This window comes from Vibrio sp. 10N.261.51.A4, assembly GCF_041471945.1.
Lineage (GTDB): Bacteria > Pseudomonadota > Gammaproteobacteria > Enterobacterales > Vibrionaceae > Vibrio > Vibrio crassostreae_C.
The window spans coordinates 61,375-78,045 of record NZ_JBFRPJ010000002.1 but is presented as its reverse complement, the minus strand read 5'-3'; the positions used below and the strand labels follow the sequence as shown (position 1 = coordinate 78,045).

Annotated in this window: 14 protein-coding genes; 11 read left to right on the top strand and 3 right to left on the bottom strand. The window is 45.0% G+C overall.

What is annotated here, in order from left to right; all coding sequences use genetic code 11:
* Positions 1-14 precede the first annotated feature (14 nt).
* The 7 genes from pabC to AB4384_RS01255 all read left to right on the top strand — a co-directional run bounded on the left by pabC (position 15) and on the right by AB4384_RS01255 (position 6,789).
* Positions 15-893: an aminodeoxychorismate lyase gene (pabC, locus tag AB4384_RS01285; RefSeq protein ID WP_065583975.1), complete on the top strand. Its 879-nt coding sequence runs from the start codon at positions 15-17 to the stop codon at positions 891-893.
* Entirely contained in the window at positions 890-1,906 is a 1,017-nt protein-coding gene (mltG, locus tag AB4384_RS01280) for an endolytic transglycosylase MltG (RefSeq protein ID WP_017062149.1), read from the top strand. The genes pabC and mltG overlap by 4 nt, the downstream gene beginning before the upstream one ends.
* A 10-nt stretch (positions 1,907-1,916) precedes the next feature.
* The gene (gene tmk, locus AB4384_RS01275; RefSeq protein ID WP_017062148.1) at positions 1,917-2,549 is read left to right on the top strand and encodes a dTMP kinase; all 633 of its coding nucleotides are present in this window, start codon (positions 1,917-1,919) and stop codon (positions 2,547-2,549) included.
* Between the two features lie 6 nt (positions 2,550-2,555).
* Positions 2,556-3,521, top strand: coding sequence for a DNA polymerase III subunit delta' (locus AB4384_RS01270; protein WP_017062147.1), 966 nt, complete (start codon positions 2,556-2,558; stop codon positions 3,519-3,521).
* Entirely contained in the window at positions 3,512-4,279 is a 768-nt protein-coding gene (locus AB4384_RS01265; RefSeq protein WP_372128741.1) for a TatD family hydrolase, read from the top strand. Before AB4384_RS01270 ends, AB4384_RS01265 begins: the two co-directional genes overlap by 10 nt.
* Before the next feature lie 445 nt (positions 4,280-4,724).
* On the top strand, positions 4,725-6,155 hold the full coding sequence (gene ptsG / locus AB4384_RS01260) for a PTS glucose transporter subunit IIBC (RefSeq protein ID WP_017062145.1): 1,431 nt from the start codon (positions 4,725-4,727) through the stop codon (positions 6,153-6,155).
* A gap of 229 nt (positions 6,156-6,384) precedes the next feature.
* Positions 6,385-6,789, top strand: a complete 405-nt coding sequence (locus AB4384_RS01255; RefSeq protein ID WP_017062144.1) for a hypothetical protein — start codon at positions 6,385-6,387, stop codon at positions 6,787-6,789.
* A gap of 92 nt (positions 6,790-6,881) precedes the next feature.
* Here the strand turns inward: AB4384_RS01255 and AB4384_RS01250 are convergent, their stop codons facing one another.
* Complete coding sequence (locus tag AB4384_RS01250; protein WP_017067207.1) at positions 6,882-7,475, bottom strand: outer membrane beta-barrel protein; 594 nt, start codon at positions 7,473-7,475, stop codon at positions 6,882-6,884.
* 145 nt (positions 7,476-7,620) lie between these two features.
* Here AB4384_RS01250 and AB4384_RS01245 point away from each other — a divergent pair, with 145 nt between their 5' ends.
* Together AB4384_RS01245 and AB4384_RS01240 are read left to right on the top strand one after the other, a co-directional pair.
* On the top strand, positions 7,621-7,710 hold the full coding sequence (locus AB4384_RS01245; RefSeq protein WP_100214626.1) for a YnhF family membrane protein: 90 nt from the start codon (positions 7,621-7,623) through the stop codon (positions 7,708-7,710).
* Positions 7,711-7,751: 41 nt separating this feature from the next.
* Entirely contained in the window at positions 7,752-8,966 is a 1,215-nt protein-coding gene (locus tag AB4384_RS01240; protein WP_372128740.1) for a patatin family protein, read from the top strand.
* Between the two features lie 159 nt (positions 8,967-9,125).
* On the opposite strand, the gene pyk is transcribed toward AB4384_RS01240, so the two are convergent.
* On the bottom strand, positions 9,126-10,574 hold the full coding sequence (gene pyk, locus AB4384_RS01235) for a pyruvate kinase (protein ID WP_017062141.1): 1,449 nt from the start codon (positions 10,572-10,574) through the stop codon (positions 9,126-9,128).
* Positions 10,575-10,893: 319 nt separating this feature from the next.
* On the opposite strand from pyk, the gene AB4384_RS01230 reads away from it, so the two are divergent.
* The gene (locus tag AB4384_RS01230; RefSeq protein WP_017062140.1) at positions 10,894-12,111 is read left to right on the top strand and encodes an ROK family protein; all 1,218 of its coding nucleotides are present in this window, start codon (positions 10,894-10,896) and stop codon (positions 12,109-12,111) included.
* A 168-nt stretch (positions 12,112-12,279) separates the two neighbouring features.
* Positions 12,280-13,221, top strand: a complete 942-nt coding sequence (locus AB4384_RS01225; RefSeq protein ID WP_136973550.1) for a chemotaxis protein CheV — start codon at positions 12,280-12,282, stop codon at positions 13,219-13,221.
* Positions 13,222-13,553: 332 nt separating this feature from the next.
* Here AB4384_RS01225 and AB4384_RS01220 read toward each other — a convergent pair whose 3' ends face one another.
* Positions 13,554-16,646: an error-prone DNA polymerase gene (locus AB4384_RS01220; RefSeq protein WP_372128737.1), complete on the bottom strand. Its 3,093-nt coding sequence runs from the start codon at positions 16,644-16,646 to the stop codon at positions 13,554-13,556.
* Positions 16,647-16,671: the final 25 nt, after the last annotated feature.

Sequence of the window (16,671 nt, the reverse complement as noted above, 5' to 3'; positions counted from 1 at the left end):
TTATGGGGAAAAACATGTTTTGGGTTGATGGAGAAAGCCAGCAAACTATCGATATTTTGGATCGCTCGTTTCAGTACGGAGACGGCTGTTTTACGACAATGCTCGTAAGTGATGGTGAGATACAACATCTTCACGATCATCAGCACCGTGTCGACGAGTGCCTTAAAGCACTACGCATTTCTGCTCTTGATTGGGATGTTGTTAGTCTTTGGCTCGATACTGCGCTTCAACACATCCAACATAACGCTCTTCATGGCACAAAGAGCCTTGATGGTTCAAAGAAGCTCCATAACGCCAACAAGCCTCATAATCAAAAAGCAGGGATCAAGCTGCACGTTAGTCGTGGAGCGGGTGGGCGTGGCTACAGTACCAAGAATATCGCCAAGCCGACAATCACCATCAGTACCTTTGATTACCCAAGCCATTATTCAGCGTGGCAAGACTCCGGTGTTGAACTCGGTATCTGCCATCAAGCGCTAGGTTTGAGCCCACTACTGGCTGGCCATAAGCACAATAATCGCCTTGAGCAGATTTTGATGAAAGATGAAATGGATCAAGCTAATGAAGTGGATGGTGTGGTTCTTGATATATCGGGCAATGTGATTGAAACCACCATGGCCAATCTGTTCTGGCGCAAAGGTCAGTCGATATACACACCTCAACTCACTCAAAGTGGTGTCGCGGGGGTTATGCGTAAGCAAGTGTTAACCGCGCTGAATCAGGCTGAACTTTCCGTTACAATTAGTGACTACTGCTTATCTCAACTCATGCAAGCTGATGAGGTTTTCATGACAAACTCCATTTTAGGGGTTGCCCCAGTTACCCGTATTAGTGATACCCAATTTAACATTGGAACCGTTACTCGTAGCCTTCAAGGACAACTAAACTCGTGATCAAAAAGTTATTTATTTTTATTATCTTGTGCTTAATTGCAGCCGGTGCTGCTGGTTTTTATGTTTACAACCAAGCGCAAGATAACCTGAAACAAGTTATTCAATTAGAAAAACCACAAGTCGTGACTGTTGCTTCAGGTAGCAGCTTTAACCGCGTTCTAGCCCAGTTGATTAACGAGGGGCTGTTTGAGGCTTCTCCTTACGAGAAATTAATCCGTAAGTTACATCCTGAGCTTGTAGACGTAAAAGCGGGTACTTTCCTGCTTGAACCGGGTTTAACCTTAGAGCAAGCGCTACAGGTGCTTGTAGAAGGGAAAGAACACCAGTTTACTATTACCTTTGTTGAAGGCAGTCGTTTTGACGAATGGCTTGTTCAGCTAAAAGACAACGAATTCATTCAACAGACATTGGATGGCGTTTCTGAAAAAGAGATCGCTGAAAAGTTGGGTATTGAAAACGAAAAGCTAGAAGGTCTCTTCTTAGCAGAAACGTATCACTACACCTACGGCACCACTGATTTAGATTTGTTGAAGCGCGCGCATCGAGACCTAATGAGCGTGGTGAATGAAGAGTGGGAAAATCGAGCGGATAAGCTGCCTCTTAAATCGCCATACGAAGCGTTAATTCTTGCATCTATCATTGAGAAAGAGACCGCTGTTGCGTCAGAACGTGAGCGTGTTTCTTCTGTGTTTGTTAACCGTCTAAACAAGCGTATGCGTTTGCAAACTGACCCAACGGTTATCTATGGCATGGGTGACAGCTACGATGGCAACATCCGTAAGAAAGACTTACGCACGCCAACGCCTTACAACACCTATACAATGAGTGGCTTGCCACCGACACCTATCGCTATGGCAGGCAAAGCGTCTATCAACGCGGCGTTGAATCCAGAGAAGAGCAACTACTTGTATTTCGTTGCGAGTGGAACAGGTGGGCACGTATTTTCAAAGAGTTTGACTGAGCATAACCGTGCAGTGCGAGCTTACTTAAAGCAATTAAGAAAAAACAGATAAAGAAATAATTATGAATCAGTCGAAATTTATCGTGGTTGAAGGCCTTGAAGGCGCTGGCAAAAGCACAGCAATCAATGCCATCGTTGAGACATTAAAAGCATCGGGTGTTGAAGATATTGTTAATACTCGCGAGCCGGGTGGTACTGTCTTAGCTGAAAAGATGCGTTCATTGGTTAAAGAAGAGCACGAAGGCGAGAAGCTTCAAGACATGACTGAATTGCTGTTGATGTATGCAGCACGTGTTCAATTAGTCGAGAACGTCATCAAGCCGGCACTCGCCAATGGTCAATGGGTATTGGGTGATCGTCATGATATGTCTTCACAGGCATACCAAGGTGGTGGTCGCCAGATCGCGCGCACGACTATGGAATCACTGAAAGCAACCACGCTAGGCGGCTTTAAACCCGATCTAACGCTATATTTGGACCTAGACCCTAGAGTAGGGCTAGAGCGTGCTAGAGGCCGTGGTGAGCTTGATAGAATTGAAAAGATGGACATCTCATTTTTCGACCGCACGCGTGAGCGCTATCTAGAAATTGCAGAACAAGATGATTCTGTACTTGTGATTAACGCGCAGCAAGAAATTGAGCAAGTAGCCGCTGATATTAAAGTCGCGCTAACTGCTTGGCTCGACAAACAGTAGGTAGTCATGGCTGAAGTGTATTCTTGGCTCACACCGGTATGGAGTGAGTGGAAAAAAAGTCTCGATGCGGAGCGTTTTCCTAACTCTGTGATTGTTAATGCACCGGAAGGGCTCGGCGTTGATGCTTTGATTAGCCAACTTACCGACGCATTGATGTGCACGAACTATGAAAGCGAGTCGTGCGGGTTTTGCCACAGCTGTGAGTTAATGAAGTCGGGCAGTCATCCTGATTTTCATGTGATCTCACCCGAGAAAGAAGGTAAGTCGATCACGGTTGATCAAGTGCGTGCCAGTAACCGCTGGGCTCAAGAGTCTTCTCAGTTAGGTGGTTTGCGCGTTATTTTGCTTAACCCTGCTGAAGCAATGAACGAATCGGCTTCCAACGCACTATTGAAAACTCTGGAAGAGCCATCAAGCAAGTGCATCTTCATTCTGTCTACTCGTAACAGTAATCGCTTAATGCCGACTATTATTAGCCGTTGTCAGCAATTCAATGTGGTTAGTCCGCAGTTAGAGACAGCATCAGCGTGGTTAGATGGTGAAGTGGGCAAAGCGGTACCGCAGTATATTTTAGCACTCAATGACAACGCGCCTTTAAAAGCAAAAGCGATGTTTGAGCAAGGTGGCGTTGAAGCTTCAACAAAAGCGCTCGATGGCTTTGTGAATGTGATAAAAGGCACTCAACCTGACATGCTAAAGTTCTCTACAGAGCTTAGCAAAGACCCTTTGATTCAACTTGGCTGGCTTTGGCATCTATTGTCAGATGTACAGAAGCTGCATTTTGGTTTGGCGAATCAGGCTTTCACTCCGAGTGCGAAAGCACTGTGTGAGGCGATGTCTTATCAAAGTGCTTATGCAGCATCGAATAAACTGCTGACATTGATTGAGCAGTTAAAGCAACACCCTGGGCTCAATACGGAGCTACTCATAATGAATTGGCTGATAGCCACTTGCGAGGAAACATGTTCGTAGATTCCCACTGTCATTTAGACAAACTGGATTACCAAGATTTACACACCAGCGTAGAAGATGTGGTTAACAAGGCGAAGGCTGCTAATGTAGACCAATTGCTTTCTGTCGGTGTGACACTCGATTCGTTTGAAAATATGCTCGAGATGATCTCGCCGTTTGATAACGTTAAAGCCTCTTGTGGCGTTCACCCTCTCGATGTTGAAAGTGATTTCAGCCTAGAGACAATGCGTGAATACGCGAGCAACCCTAAGGTTGTGGCGATTGGAGAGACAGGTTTAGATTATCACTACCAACCAGAGACGGCGGAGCTGCAACAGCTACGATTTAAGCAGCATGTTGAGTTAGCCGTTGAGCTGAATAAACCTTTGATCATTCACACTCGTAACGCACGTGAAGACACATTAGCTATTTTACGTGATGGCGGAGCTGAGAAGTGTGGCGGTGTGATTCACTGCTTTACCGAAGATCAAGCATTCGCAGAAGCAGCAATGGAACTAGGTTTCTATATCTCAATTTCAGGCATTGTGACCTTTAAGCAGGCTACAGAACTTAAAGAAGTTGTTAAAAACCTACCGCTAAACAGGTTGCTGATCGAGACGGATTCGCCATACTTGGCGCCCATTCCATATCGTGGAAAGCAGAATCAGCCTGCATATGTCGTCGAAGTGGCGGCCTACATTGCGCAATTAAAAGGTGTGTCGATGAAAGAGGTTGCTGAACAAACAACCAAAAATTACCGAAAACTTTTTTTGCGATAAAAAACTAACTAAACAAATAAAAGGGAGCAAAAGCTCCCTTTTTGTGTTTTTGATCACCAAAAATACGTTTTTTTTTAATGTTTACGAATTATGTTGAACTTGAGAGCGCTAATTATAACATTTGTAATTTTGTTACTAAAAATAACATTCGCTCCTATTTTATTTACCCAGTAAAATAATAGGGCTCTTGAAAAATACTTATATATTTCAATGCATTAAACACTTGTAAAGCATTGCATTTCTAGATTTGACATGTGATCCAAGACGTGTTTTGAAACTAAATTTCGTAAGTGACTAGAAAGTTAGTTCCCCATCAATATATATTTAGCGGCAGAAAATATAATGCAATACATGGTTACATTTTCGCAGGGTGCTAACATATAGGCTACGGGGGTGTGCCGTTAGAACCCAATATAATTATTTTATCTTTATCAGGAGCATAAACATGTTTAAGAACCTTTTTGCTAGCCTGCAGAAAGTTGGTAAGTCTCTGATGCTTCCAGTATCAGTTTTACCAGTTGCGGGTATTTTGCTAGGTGTCGGTGCAGCAGATCTTCCTTTCATTCCAGAAATCGTTTCAAACTTAATGGAACAAGCTGGTGGTTCAGTATTCGGTCAAATGGCACTACTGTTCGCAGTAGGTGTTGCACTTGGCTTTACTAACAACGATGGTGTAGCGGGTCTAGCTGCTATCGTTGGTTATGGCATCATGACTGCTACACTTGGCGTAATGGCTGGTGTAATGGGCGTTGATAAAATCGATACTGGTGTACTAGGTGGTATCCTAGTCGGTGGTGTTGCTGCTTGGGCATTCAACCGTTTCTTCCGTATTCAACTACCAGAGTACCTTGGCTTCTTCGCTGGTAAGCGTGCTGTGCCAATCATCACAGGTTTCTCTGCGATTGGTCTAGCAATCCTACTATCTGTAGTATGGCCACCAGTTGGCGGCGCTATCTCTGCGTTCTCTGATTGGGCTGCTCACCAAAACCCACAAGTGGCGTTTGGTATCTACGGTATCGTTGAGCGTTCTCTAATTCCATTTGGTCTTCACCACGTTTGGAACGTACCTTTCTTCTTTGAAGCTGGTACTTGTGTAAACGCTGCTGGCGAAACTCAAAACGGTGTTCTTACTTGTTACTTAGTTGCTGATGACGCATCTCGTGCAGCGGGCAATGGCTTCGGTCAGCTAGCTGGTGGTTACATGTTCAAGATGTTCGGTCTACCTGCTGCTGCAATCGCGATTGCACACTCAGCTAAGCCTGAAAACCGCGCTAAAGTAATGGGCATCATGGCTTCTGCTGCGTTGACTTCATTCCTAACGGGTATCACTGAACCAATCGAATTCTCTTTCCTATTCGTTGCTCCAGTACTGTACGCAATCCACGCTCTACTAGCTGGTTCTGCATACGTTCTTGCGAACACTCTAGGTTTTGTACACGGTACATCTTTCTCACACGGTCTAATCGACTTCCTAGTTCTATCTGGCAACGCGTCTAAGATGGGCCTAATGGTTGTATGTGGTATTGCTTACGCTGCAATTTACTACATCGTATTCCGCACTGTGATTAAAGCTCTAGACCTTAAAACTCCAGGCCGTGAAGACGAGACTGAAGAAGAGTCAGTTGCGACTGGTTCTGAACTTGCTGGTGAGCTAGTTGCTGCATTCGGTGGTAAAGCGAACATCACTGGTCTTGACGCTTGTATTACTCGTCTACGTGTTGCAGTAGCTGATACAGCTCTTGTTGACCAAGACAAGCTGAAGAAACTAGGCGCTGCAGGTGTTGTAGTAGTAGCGGGTGGCGTACAAGCTATCTTCGGTACTAAGTCTGACAACCTTAAGACAGACATGGATGAGTGGATCCGTAACAACGGTTAATTCTCTGATTCAATAAATTGAAAGGAGGCCGAAAGGCCTCCTTTTTTGTTTTCTGCTCTATGAAAGATCTATTGTGCTTAATCTCCATTAACTCAGATACTTATCATTCAACTCGATCAGTTGATGGTTGCTCTTAAATTTTTCGTGTCTTTTATCTTTTACCCAGCGATGACACCTTTTGCTGAGATTCCAGTAGACTTCCGTTTTTTAAATACAGTCTGAGAATATTATGAAACATCGTTACTTGATCGGCCTTATGTGCTGCAGCGGAGCCTCGTTTGCTCAAGCTTCTGAAGCTCCAGCTTTGGAAGTGGGACTCGCCATTGACCAAGACCTGAGTGTCGTTGTGGAATTTGATCAGAAATACCGTGCTACGATTGGCAATGACGGCGCTGCCTTTGATTACATTTTGAAGCGTGGTCAGTTCGAGACTGAAGCTCCGTTGAGCTGGTACGTCGGTGCTGGTGCTTGGGCTGAATGGAATGACGACTTTGGCTTACGCTTGCCGTTAGGCGTGAAAGTGAATTTCTACGAAGGTTGGAATGCTTACGCTCAAGTTCACCCTGAACTCGATATGTATAAAGGTGTTGAGTTGCAAGTGGGCGGCGCTTTAGGTGTTACCTATAAGTTCTAACCTGAACTAAAACCGTTTTAATAATGAAAAAACCAGCATTTAGCTGGTTTTTTAGTTTGGGCCGATCTTATATTTTTGCTTCATTGAGCCGCTTAGAAAGTAAAACTCAGTCCGACATTGGCTTGGAATTGGTTCATCCAGTCGGTATCAAAGCGAATGATGCACTCTTGCCCGTTATTTGGGATATTACAAACACCGGAGGTATCGTTGTCGACAACCGTGCCTAACCAACGTACTTGTGTGTTCAACGCTAGTCGGTCACTAAATTTGTACTCTAAGCCACCAAAGATAGAAGTTGAGAATCCATACTTATCTTTTGCCCAGTCTACATCGACGTAAGAAGCACCCAGGCCTAGCCCTAGATAACCCGACAACACAGGCGAAGCAGGGTAGTAGATGCTGCTTTGAAGGTGCAGGTATTGGATGGAGGAGCTTAGGTTAAGCGTTTCTAATTCCGAGCTCTGATTGGAGTAGAAGAAGCCGATGCGTCCTTTTTCAAGTGGCGTTTCAATGGCAAAGGTGTAATTTTCAGAGCCTTTCATGTCATAGGTTTTACCGTCCTGGTCTTCGACACTGCCACCGCCGGTATAACCTACCATAGGTGTAATGATGATCTCCGGCGAAGCATACGCGCTTGAAACGGAGAGAAGCGTAATCAGTGCCATCATATTTGCTTTGTTATTCATGAGTATATCCTTATCCATACACTTACTAATTGTGATGGTTACATCAATATTGTGCGACTAATTTCGACGATTCTTGAAGATACTTCACACACCTGATAGTACTTAAATAGAGACTCGACAAATTAATAATAAACCAGAGGTGTCTATGGACCATAATCTGAAAAATGCCCTACAAATTACCGTGTTTATCTACATGATCATTCTTTCATTTGGCTTTATTGCGATTGGTAGTTAATACCATCTATTGCGAGGCTGAGTTTTGATACTCAGGGAATAATGAATAGTGGGATTATAACCAATATTGATACAGCAATAGACTTGGATTATTACGCTAAGTTTATTGCTGGAAAAACAGCACTGGTCGCTCAAGGTGGCGGACAGAGAAGTATTTTTACTTCTGGAGTGCTGGATGCCTTTCTTCTCTCAAATTTTGACCCCTTCGACGAATTTTTTGGTACCTCAGCAGGTGCTCTCAACTTATGTGCTTATCTGTGCCGTGATAAAGGCCTTGGACGTTCTTTTGTTTTCGACCTCACAACCTCACCAGAGTTCTTCAATCTCTTTTCCTATATACGACACAGAAAGAACCTAGGATTAGAATGGGCGCTAGAACAAATCATGGCTTACCCATATAAGCTCGATCTGGATTTAGGGCGACAAACGCTAGGCGATCGCCACTTCTATGCGGCTGTAACGGATTCCAAAGACTTACGAGACCACTACTTCCCATTATTGGGCGAAGATTGGTACAAGGTGATGATTGCGACCTGTGCTATTCCTCGCTTGTACAATGACGAAGTCTTTATTGGTGACAGTGCTTATGTGGACGGTGGTGTATCGGCGTGTATCCCAGTTCAGGAAGCGTGGCGAAGACAAGCTCGTTCTATTGTGGTGATTCGTACTGAGCCAGTGGTGGAGGAAGGTAATACCCATTTGGTTGAAGCACCAGTTAAGGGATCTTCAGTCAAAGCGCCTAAACCAATCTCTGCCGAAGAACTGGAGTGGTTTCGCGAATCTTTCGACAGTGTTCAAGGTCATTGGCAACAGAAAGTGGAGCAGTGGAAAACCGATTGGACCTCTTTCTTCCAACAACAAATTATGCGCTCAAAAGAGCAGAAGCGTGACCGTGGGCATTTAGACCTGCTGAACGGTGGTCGCTGGCTATTTGGTGCAGATGATATTTATCGCTTAAGTCATTTGATTGGCGATAAGTTTGATTCAGGCTTGGCTGACATGCTGATGGTGCATTATCAGACCTACTCATTGACTCAGGATTTTTTGAATTCGCCACCAGACGACGCGTTTGTGGTTCAGATAGCACCTAGTCAAACGCTTAAATCGAGCTCATTAATGAGTCATAAAGATGATTTACTGCATGATTACGAATTGGGTTTAGAAGCCGGTTACCGATTTGTGGAGACCTATACCTCAACGGAAAACGCTCGCAACTCGCATATGCCACAGTTAGCCACCATTGCTGCGGGTAACTAATTCCCGAAGTTGATGAGCTAGCATGCTGTGAGCTCGTTATGCTGTTTAAGCAGATTGTAGTGAGTCGTGTTCTGAAATGAAAAAGGGTTATTGAACTTGGTTCGATAACCCTTTTAAGTTTTTGAGATTAGGCGAATCGTTTCGCCTTAAGGTCAAATATTAGGTGACAGGCAAGATTCTCATACAGTTGGTTGACCCTGCTACATCCATAATGTCGCCTTGAGTGACGATCACTAGGTCACCAAACTTAAGGTGTCCTTTCTCTTTCAAGCAAGTGAGTGTAGATAGTGCAATGTCAAAGCTGTCTTCGGCTTCTGTCTCGAAGTAGATTGGTGTCACACCTCGGTATAAGGTACAGCGATTAAGCGTTCCTTCGTTACGAGACAGCGCGTAGATCGGCATGTCGGCACTCAGGCGAGACATCATCAGTGCGGTGCGGCCTGACTCGGTGAGAGTGACAACGCCTTTAATACCTTCCATATGGTTTGCAGAGTAGATGGTCGCCATCGAAACGGTTTCTTCGGCAGTAACAAAGGTGCGGTCAATACGGTAATTGGATTGGTTATTAATGCCTGCCATTTTTTCCGCACCAATACAGACTTCAGCCATCGATTTTACGGTCTCGACTGGGTAGTCACCAGCTGCAGTTTCACCAGACAGCATCACAGCATCGGTGCCATCGAGTACGGCGTTGGCAACATCCATAACTTCGGCACGGGTTGGCATTGGCGCAGAAATCATTGATTCCATCATCTGAGTTGCGGTGATGACAGTTCGGTTAAGCGCTCTGGCACGGCGTATAAGCTGTTTTTGTACTCCGACTAACTCAGGGTCGCCAATTTCCACTCCGAGGTCACCACGAGCCACCATGACCACATCTGAGGCCATTATGATGTCATCCATGTTCTCAACTGTAGCTACTGTCTCTGCTCGCTCCACTTTTGCGACGAGGTGAGCTTCTAAGCCGGCTTCTCGTGCAAGCTGACGAGCATAGTGCATGTCTTCACCATTACGAGGGAAAGACACCGCTAGGTAATCCACTTTGATTTGTGCGGCGGTGACGATGTCGCGCTTGTCTTTTTCTGTTAGCGCTTCTGCGGAAAGGCCACCCCCTTTTTTGTTGATGCCTTTGTTATTTGAGAGTGGGCCGCCAATGATGACTTCGGTATGAACGCGACAGCCTTCCACTTTGGTTACTTTGAGTTGAACACGACCATCGTCAAGCAACAGTATATCGCCGGCGGATACGTCGTTAGGCAGTTCTTTGTAATCAAGGCCAACGGCTTCTTGATTGCCTTCACCTAAACCTAGGCTGCTATCGAGAGTGAACAGGTCGCCTACGGCAAGTTGGATTTTGCCATCTTTGAATGTCGACACACGAATCTTGGGACCTTGTAAGTCTCCGAGAATGGCGATTTGAGTACCGTGTCTTTTTGCTATTGCTCTGACTTTTTCTGCGCGTTGTATATGGTCGTCGCTGGTGCCGTGAGAGAAGTTCATACGAACAATATTGGCACCGGCTTTGATGATCTCTTCAAGCACGTTACCTTTATCAGTAGAAGGGCCTAGCGTTGTGACGATTTTCGTTTTTCTTAATTCGGCTGTCATGAATACTCCTAGAGTGAGGCCAAGTAATCTTTTAAAAGACTGAATTAAGTATATGCATTAATTGATAATTTATTGGGAGCTAGGAGGATATTTCTTGATTTGCCTTTAATTATTGAATTCAGGGCTCAAATACGATGTTTTATTCTGAAAATTAAGTCGCAAATTATCGATGTGGGTGTTAATTTTCCTCGAACTATTTGACTCGATACACAAAGATTCATGTATATACGTGATACTGGTCACGGCGATATACCAAGTGACTTCACAATTACTTCGCAAAGTAAAAAAATTACCTCGTTGATGATTTCTGGAGCGTAAAATGTACATGGCTCAACCGGGCCATATTGATCATATCAAACAGGTCAATGCTGGTCGTGTATATAAACTAATTGACCTTAAAGGTCCTATTTCTCGTATCGATCTGTCCAAGCAAAGTGAGTTGGCTCCGGCGAGTATTACTAAAATTACCCGTGAACTCATTGAAGCTCACCTTATTCACGAAACGACGGTTCAAGAAGCCACGACTCGTGGGCGTCCTGCTGTCGGTCTGCAAACCAATAACGAAGGTTGGCAATTTTTGTCGATGCGTCTTGGTCGCGGATACTTGACGATCGCGCTCCATGAATTGGGCGGCGACGTGCTTATCGATACCAAGATTGATATCCATGAACGTGATCAAGACGATGTGCTTGCGCGTCTTCTCCATGAAATCGATGAGTTCTTCCAAACCTATGCCGAGCAACTCGACAGGGTGACGAGTATCGCTATCACACTGCCAGGTCTGGTGAATTCAGAGCAAGGTATTGTGTTGCAGATGCCGCACTATAACGTTGAAAACTTAGCGTTGGGGCCGGAGATCTACAAAGAAACCGGTTTGCCAGTCTTTATTGCCAATGATACCCGAGCGTGGGCATTAGCAGAAAAGCTGTTTGGTAACTCACAAGACAACGACAACTCTGTTCTTATCTCGATTCACCACGGTTTAGGTGCCGGGATCATTCTTGATGGTCGCGTTCTGCAAGGACGTCACGGTAACATCGGTGAGTTGGGGCATATCCAGATCGACAAGGAAGGCAAGCTTTGCCACTGTGGTAATCGAGGCTGTTTAGAAACGGTGGCGAGTTCTCAGGCAATCCGTGAGCAAGTTAAAGAGCGATTGGTAAATGGTGAAGAATCAACGCTAACGGTGTTTGAAGACGTCACTATTGAACAGATCTGTGCTGCCGCTGCTAATGGGGATCCGCTGGCTGTCGAAGTGATTGAACAGTTAGGCCGTTATCTAGGTTCTGCGATTGCGATTGTGATTAACCTGTTCAACCCAGAGAAAATCTTGGTGGGTGGTGTTATCAATCAGGCGAAGAGCGTGTTATACCCGGCGATTCAAAAGTGTATCGAAGAGCAGAGTCTATCGGTTTACCATAAAGACTTAGAGCTGGTGGAATCTCGTTTTTATAAGCAGGCAACCATGCCAGGTGCTGCGCTCATCAAGCAGGCCTTATACGATGGCCAACTGTTAATGAAAGTTATTGAAGGTTAACCCCTTTTTCTCGTCTTGTAGCCTTACCTTGAACCTTTCCATGTACTTAAGCTTTGTATAACATCATTTGTTGTACTTAGTTTAAGCATTCTGTGCATTGGCGCTTTGCTTTAACCTATTGAAGTAGGCTATTGTAGCCACAGTTATTATTTGTCACTAAGGTGTTGTATGTCTGGCGTTTTAAATTCGGTTGATCAGAGAACCAAACTGGTCGGTGAAAACCGTCTGGAACTCTTGTTATTCAGCTTAAATAGTCGTCAACTATTTGCGATTAACGTATTTAAAGTGAAAGAAGTCCTCAAAGTGCCAGTACTCACTCGCTTACCGGGCTCTCATCATCATATTACGGGTGTTGCGTCTTTACGTGGTGAATCGGTGCCTGTTATCGATTTACGCAGTGCCATTGGCTTTCCGCCATCTCGTGCGGAGTCTCAAGAGAGCAACCTGATTATTACGGAATACAACCGAACCGTACAAGGTTTCTTGGTTGGGCAAGTTCGTAATATCGTGAACACGACATGGACAGAAATCCAGCCGCCGCCAAAGACAACAGGCCGTGCAAATTACCTAACCGCTATCACGCATATTCAAGAAGAAGAGCAGAACAAGATCGTCGAGATCATCGATGTTGAGAAAGTGTTGGCTGAGATCATTGATTACGATGTCTCGATCTCTGAAGGCGTTTTAGATGAACAATTAGCTCAGGAGATGATAGGACGCAATGTGCTTATCGTTGATGACTCTTCAACAGCGCGTAACCAGATCAAAGGCACCTTGTCGCAGTTGGGTTTGAACATTATTGAGTGTTGTGATGGCTTAGAAGCACTGACCTTACTTAAGGGCTGGTGTGATGAAGGCAAAGACATCAATCAAGAAATATTGTTGATGATCACCGATGCTGAAATGCCTGAAATGGACGGCTACAAGCTGACACACGAAGTACGTACTGACCCAAGAATGCATGACCTATTCATCACGCTAAATACTTCATTAAGTGGAAGTTTTAATGAAGCTATGGTTGAGAAAGTAGGGTGTAACCGCTTTATTTCTAAGTTCCAGCCAGACCTCTTGGTTGAAGTGACTCAAGAGCGAATGCGTCAGATTTTATAATTAATGCTGCTGTACGGTTTGTTTTGAGTGACCTTATAGAAAACGCTTGCTAATATTCACGCAGCATATTTTTCTTAACGAAATATGCTCAACTACTAGCGTGATTTTTCACACACAATCTAAGGTAGTTCCTCTTAATGATATGGTTAACGTCTAAAGTCGTCATGACTTTGAGCTTATTACTGTATAGGGAATTTAAGAAAAGACGTACGGAAGCTGAAGTTGAGTCATAACTCAACAACTGGAATTGAAGGGAAGCGGATGCTTCCCTTTTTCGTTTTCTTTCTCTCTTTTCTTTAGCCAATGATCGATTGAGAACAGTTGGTACTTCGCTAATGAAAATCCCGAGATTTGGTTTTCAAGCCAACAATTTCATCGGTAATATCGATAAGTTTTCCCGCGATAACATGCACGACTTCACCTTCTTTTTCTAATATCCCTTGTACTTTTAACGCCTTGGCTGTGAGATAAGCTTGCTGTTGAGCGCGTGCGGTTGCTCCCCATACCACGACATTAATATTGCCAGTGCTATCTTCCAGCGTAACAAAGGTGACACCTGCCGCGGTGCCGGGAGATTGTTTACCTGTGACTAATCCGACAACGGTGACCATAGATTTGTGTCTTTGCTGTATTAAATCTTTCATGTGTGTGAATCGACCTAATCGTCCTGCTTCTTCGAGCAAAGTGATGGGGTGCTTGTTCAATGAAATTCCGACACTGGTGAAGTCTTCGAGTAGATCTTGCATCTCATTGGGCTTGTGCAGTACATGTTCGTCATGTCCTGCCTCAGCATCGTCATAGGCTTGGCTAAACAGAGGTAAATCCGACGCCGAGTCCATGATCGCCCAGCGAGTCTGGAAGCGGTCTCCAGAAACGTTATGTAGCGCATTAGCCGATGCCAGTAGCTCGATATCTTTCTTATTCATCGATAACTGTTTCACCTGACTAGGGTGGCGATAACCGGATGGTGGACGATTGGCGAGCACGCTTTGAATTCCATGCTCGCTGAATCCTTTGATTTGTCGCAGCCCTAAGCGAATCGCTAGACCATTCTGATGAGGGACAACCGTGTGGTCGTTTTGAGAAGCGTTCACACATATCGGAAGTATCACCACATTGTGTCGTTGTGCGTCTTGTACCAATTGTGAGGGGCTATAAAAGCCCATGGGTTGGCTATTCAACAGAGAAGCGTAGAAACATTCAGGGTAGTAGCACTTCAACCAAGCGGAGCAATACGCTAACACCGCAAACGAAGCGGAGTGGCTTTCAGGAAAACCGTACTCGCCAAAGCCGCATATCTGTTTAAAGATCTGCTCAGCAAACTCTGTCTCATAGCCGCGCTTTTGCATTCCTTCGATGAGTTTGTTTTTAAACTTAAAGACGTTGCCATTTTTCTTCCAAGCGGCCATTGCCCGTCTGAGTTGATCTGCTTCTCCGCCTGTGAACCCTGCAGCGACCATCGCGAGTTTGATCACTTGCTCTTGGAATATCGGTACACCTAAGGTGCGCGACAGTACTGATTCCACGTCTTTAGATGGATAACTGATTGGCTCAATGCCATCTCGACGCTTGAGAAACGGATGCACCATATCACCCTGAATAGGGCCTGGGCGTACGATAGCGATTTGAATCACCAAGTCGTAATAAGTCTTCGGTTTAAGCCTTGGCAGCATGCTCATTTGTGCGCGTGACTCAATTTGGAATATCCCGACTGTGTCTGCTCGCTGAATCATGCCGTAAACCTGAGGATCGTCCTTAAGGCGAGTGATCTCAGCAATGGTCAGTGATCGCCCGTGAATACGTTTGATCAGGTCGAAACATTTACGAATCGCAGAGAGCATACCCAACGCGAGCACATCAACTTTCAGCAAGCCTAAGGTTTCTAGATCATCCTTATCCCATTGGATAATGGTTCGATCGTGCATCGCTGCATTTTCGACGGGAACCAGCTCATACAAAGGCCCTGAGGATATGACAAAGCCACCGACATGTTGAGATAAGTGACGTGGGAAGCCGATAATCTCATTAACCAAGTGGATAAACTGCTGCCCCTTCAAAGAATCAGGTTGTAGCCCTAATTGAGTGAGCTGAGCCTGCCAACCTAAGCTTTTGTCCCTGCGATTGGTGTTCTTGATGAAGTAGTCGAGCTGAGTTTCTTGTAGCCCTAATGCTTTCCCCACATCTCTCACCGCACTTTTGAAGCGATAAGAGATGACTGTTGCAGCAAGTGCAGCCCGTTCTCTACCGTATTTTTTATAGATGTATTGGATGACTTCTTCACGACGTTCGTGTTCAAAATCGACATCAATATCAGGCGGCTCATCGCGCTCTTTACTGATGAAACGCTCAAACAGCACCGAGATCTGTCTTGGGTCGACAGAGGTGATTTCTAAGCAGTAACAGACCACGGAATTGGCCGCTGAACCTCGACCTTGGTAAAGAATGCCTTGGCTTTTGGCAAACATCACGATGTCGTGAATGGTGAGAAAAAAGAAAGGGTAGTCAAGCTCGTCAATTAATCCCAATTCTTTATCTATGATTTGTTGGATGTCGTCAGGTACACCTTGTGGGAAGCGGGCTCGTTTTCCTTTTTCGACCAACATGCGCAGATAACTCATGGGTGTCTCCCCTTGAGGAATCAGCTCACTGGGATATTCGTATCGCAAGCTATTTAAATCAAATTCACACAGCTCAGCGATACGGTTGCTCTCTTCTAGCCACTCCGCTTTGAAGATATGAGAGAGCTTATTGATACTCCGTAAACAGCGCTCGGCATTAGCGAGTAAGTGACTGCCCACTTCGGTAATGGGCTTTTGGTACTTTATCGCAGTGAGTGAGTGCTGCAAGGGTAAGCGGTTAGCATTGTGCATTAGCACGCCACCACAAGCTGTTATCGGCAGTTGATGATGTTGTGACAGCTCAACGCAGTAATCTGTGTACTGCTGGTCGGTTTGCTTTAGGTGTCTTTGTAAGCCGATCCAAAGCCGACCTGAATGGTGCTGAGATAGCCATTGCCCCCAGTGCGCGTCTTCATTTTTCTGTTGAGGAAGCCAAAGAATAAAGCAGTGCTTAGCCGACATGATGTCCCACTCAGAGAGCTGATAATGTCCCTTACTGCTACGACGTCTCGCGTTGGTAATTATACGGCACAGCTCGGCGTAGGCTTGTCTGTTTGGGCATATCAAGATCACTTGGCACTCTTCATTTAACCAAAACATGCTCCCGACAATTTGCTTGAGTGACAGTTTATGTTGCTTGATTGCAGAGTGAACCTTAACGATGCCCGCGACTGAGCACTCATCAGTAACCGCGAGTGCCTTGTAACGTAAGAAGTCGGCCTGTAAAACAAGCTCTTCCGCATGCGAAGCTCCCTCTAGAAAGGAGTAATTGCTTTGACAGAAAAGCTCTGAGTATTGCTGAGACATAAAGTAATCTCACTTAACCATTGCG

Excerpts from the sequence above, each read along its gene's own strand:
- AB4384_RS01250 (WP_017067207.1), bottom strand. The coding sequence starts at position 7,475 with ATGAATAACAAAGCAAATATGATGGCACTGATTACGCTTCTCTCCGTT.
- AB4384_RS01245 (WP_100214626.1), top strand. The coding sequence starts at position 7,621 with ATGGACCATAATCTGAAAAATGCCCTACAAATTACCGTGTTTATCTAC.
- AB4384_RS01240 (WP_372128740.1), top strand. The coding sequence starts at position 7,752 with ATGAATAGTGGGATTATAACCAATATTGATACAGCAATAGACTTGGAT.
- pyk (WP_017062141.1), bottom strand. The coding sequence starts at position 10,574 with ATGACAGCCGAATTAAGAAAAACGAAAATCGTCACAACGCTAGGCCCT.
- ptsG (WP_017062145.1), top strand. The coding sequence starts at position 4,725 with ATGTTTAAGAACCTTTTTGCTAGCCTGCAGAAAGTTGGTAAGTCTCTG.
- AB4384_RS01230 (WP_017062140.1), top strand. The coding sequence starts at position 10,894 with ATGTACATGGCTCAACCGGGCCATATTGATCATATCAAACAGGTCAAT.
- AB4384_RS01255 (WP_017062144.1), top strand. The coding sequence starts at position 6,385 with ATGAAACATCGTTACTTGATCGGCCTTATGTGCTGCAGCGGAGCCTCG.
- AB4384_RS01220 (WP_372128737.1), bottom strand. The coding sequence starts at position 16,646 with ATGTCTCAGCAATACTCAGAGCTTTTCTGTCAAAGCAATTACTCCTTT.
- AB4384_RS01265 (WP_372128741.1), top strand. The coding sequence starts at position 3,512 with ATGTTCGTAGATTCCCACTGTCATTTAGACAAACTGGATTACCAAGAT.
- tmk (WP_017062148.1), top strand. The coding sequence starts at position 1,917 with ATGAATCAGTCGAAATTTATCGTGGTTGAAGGCCTTGAAGGCGCTGGC.
- pabC (WP_065583975.1), top strand. The coding sequence starts at position 15 with ATGTTTTGGGTTGATGGAGAAAGCCAGCAAACTATCGATATTTTGGAT.
- AB4384_RS01270 (WP_017062147.1), top strand. The coding sequence starts at position 2,556 with ATGGCTGAAGTGTATTCTTGGCTCACACCGGTATGGAGTGAGTGGAAA.
- AB4384_RS01225 (WP_136973550.1), top strand. The coding sequence starts at position 12,280 with ATGTCTGGCGTTTTAAATTCGGTTGATCAGAGAACCAAACTGGTCGGT.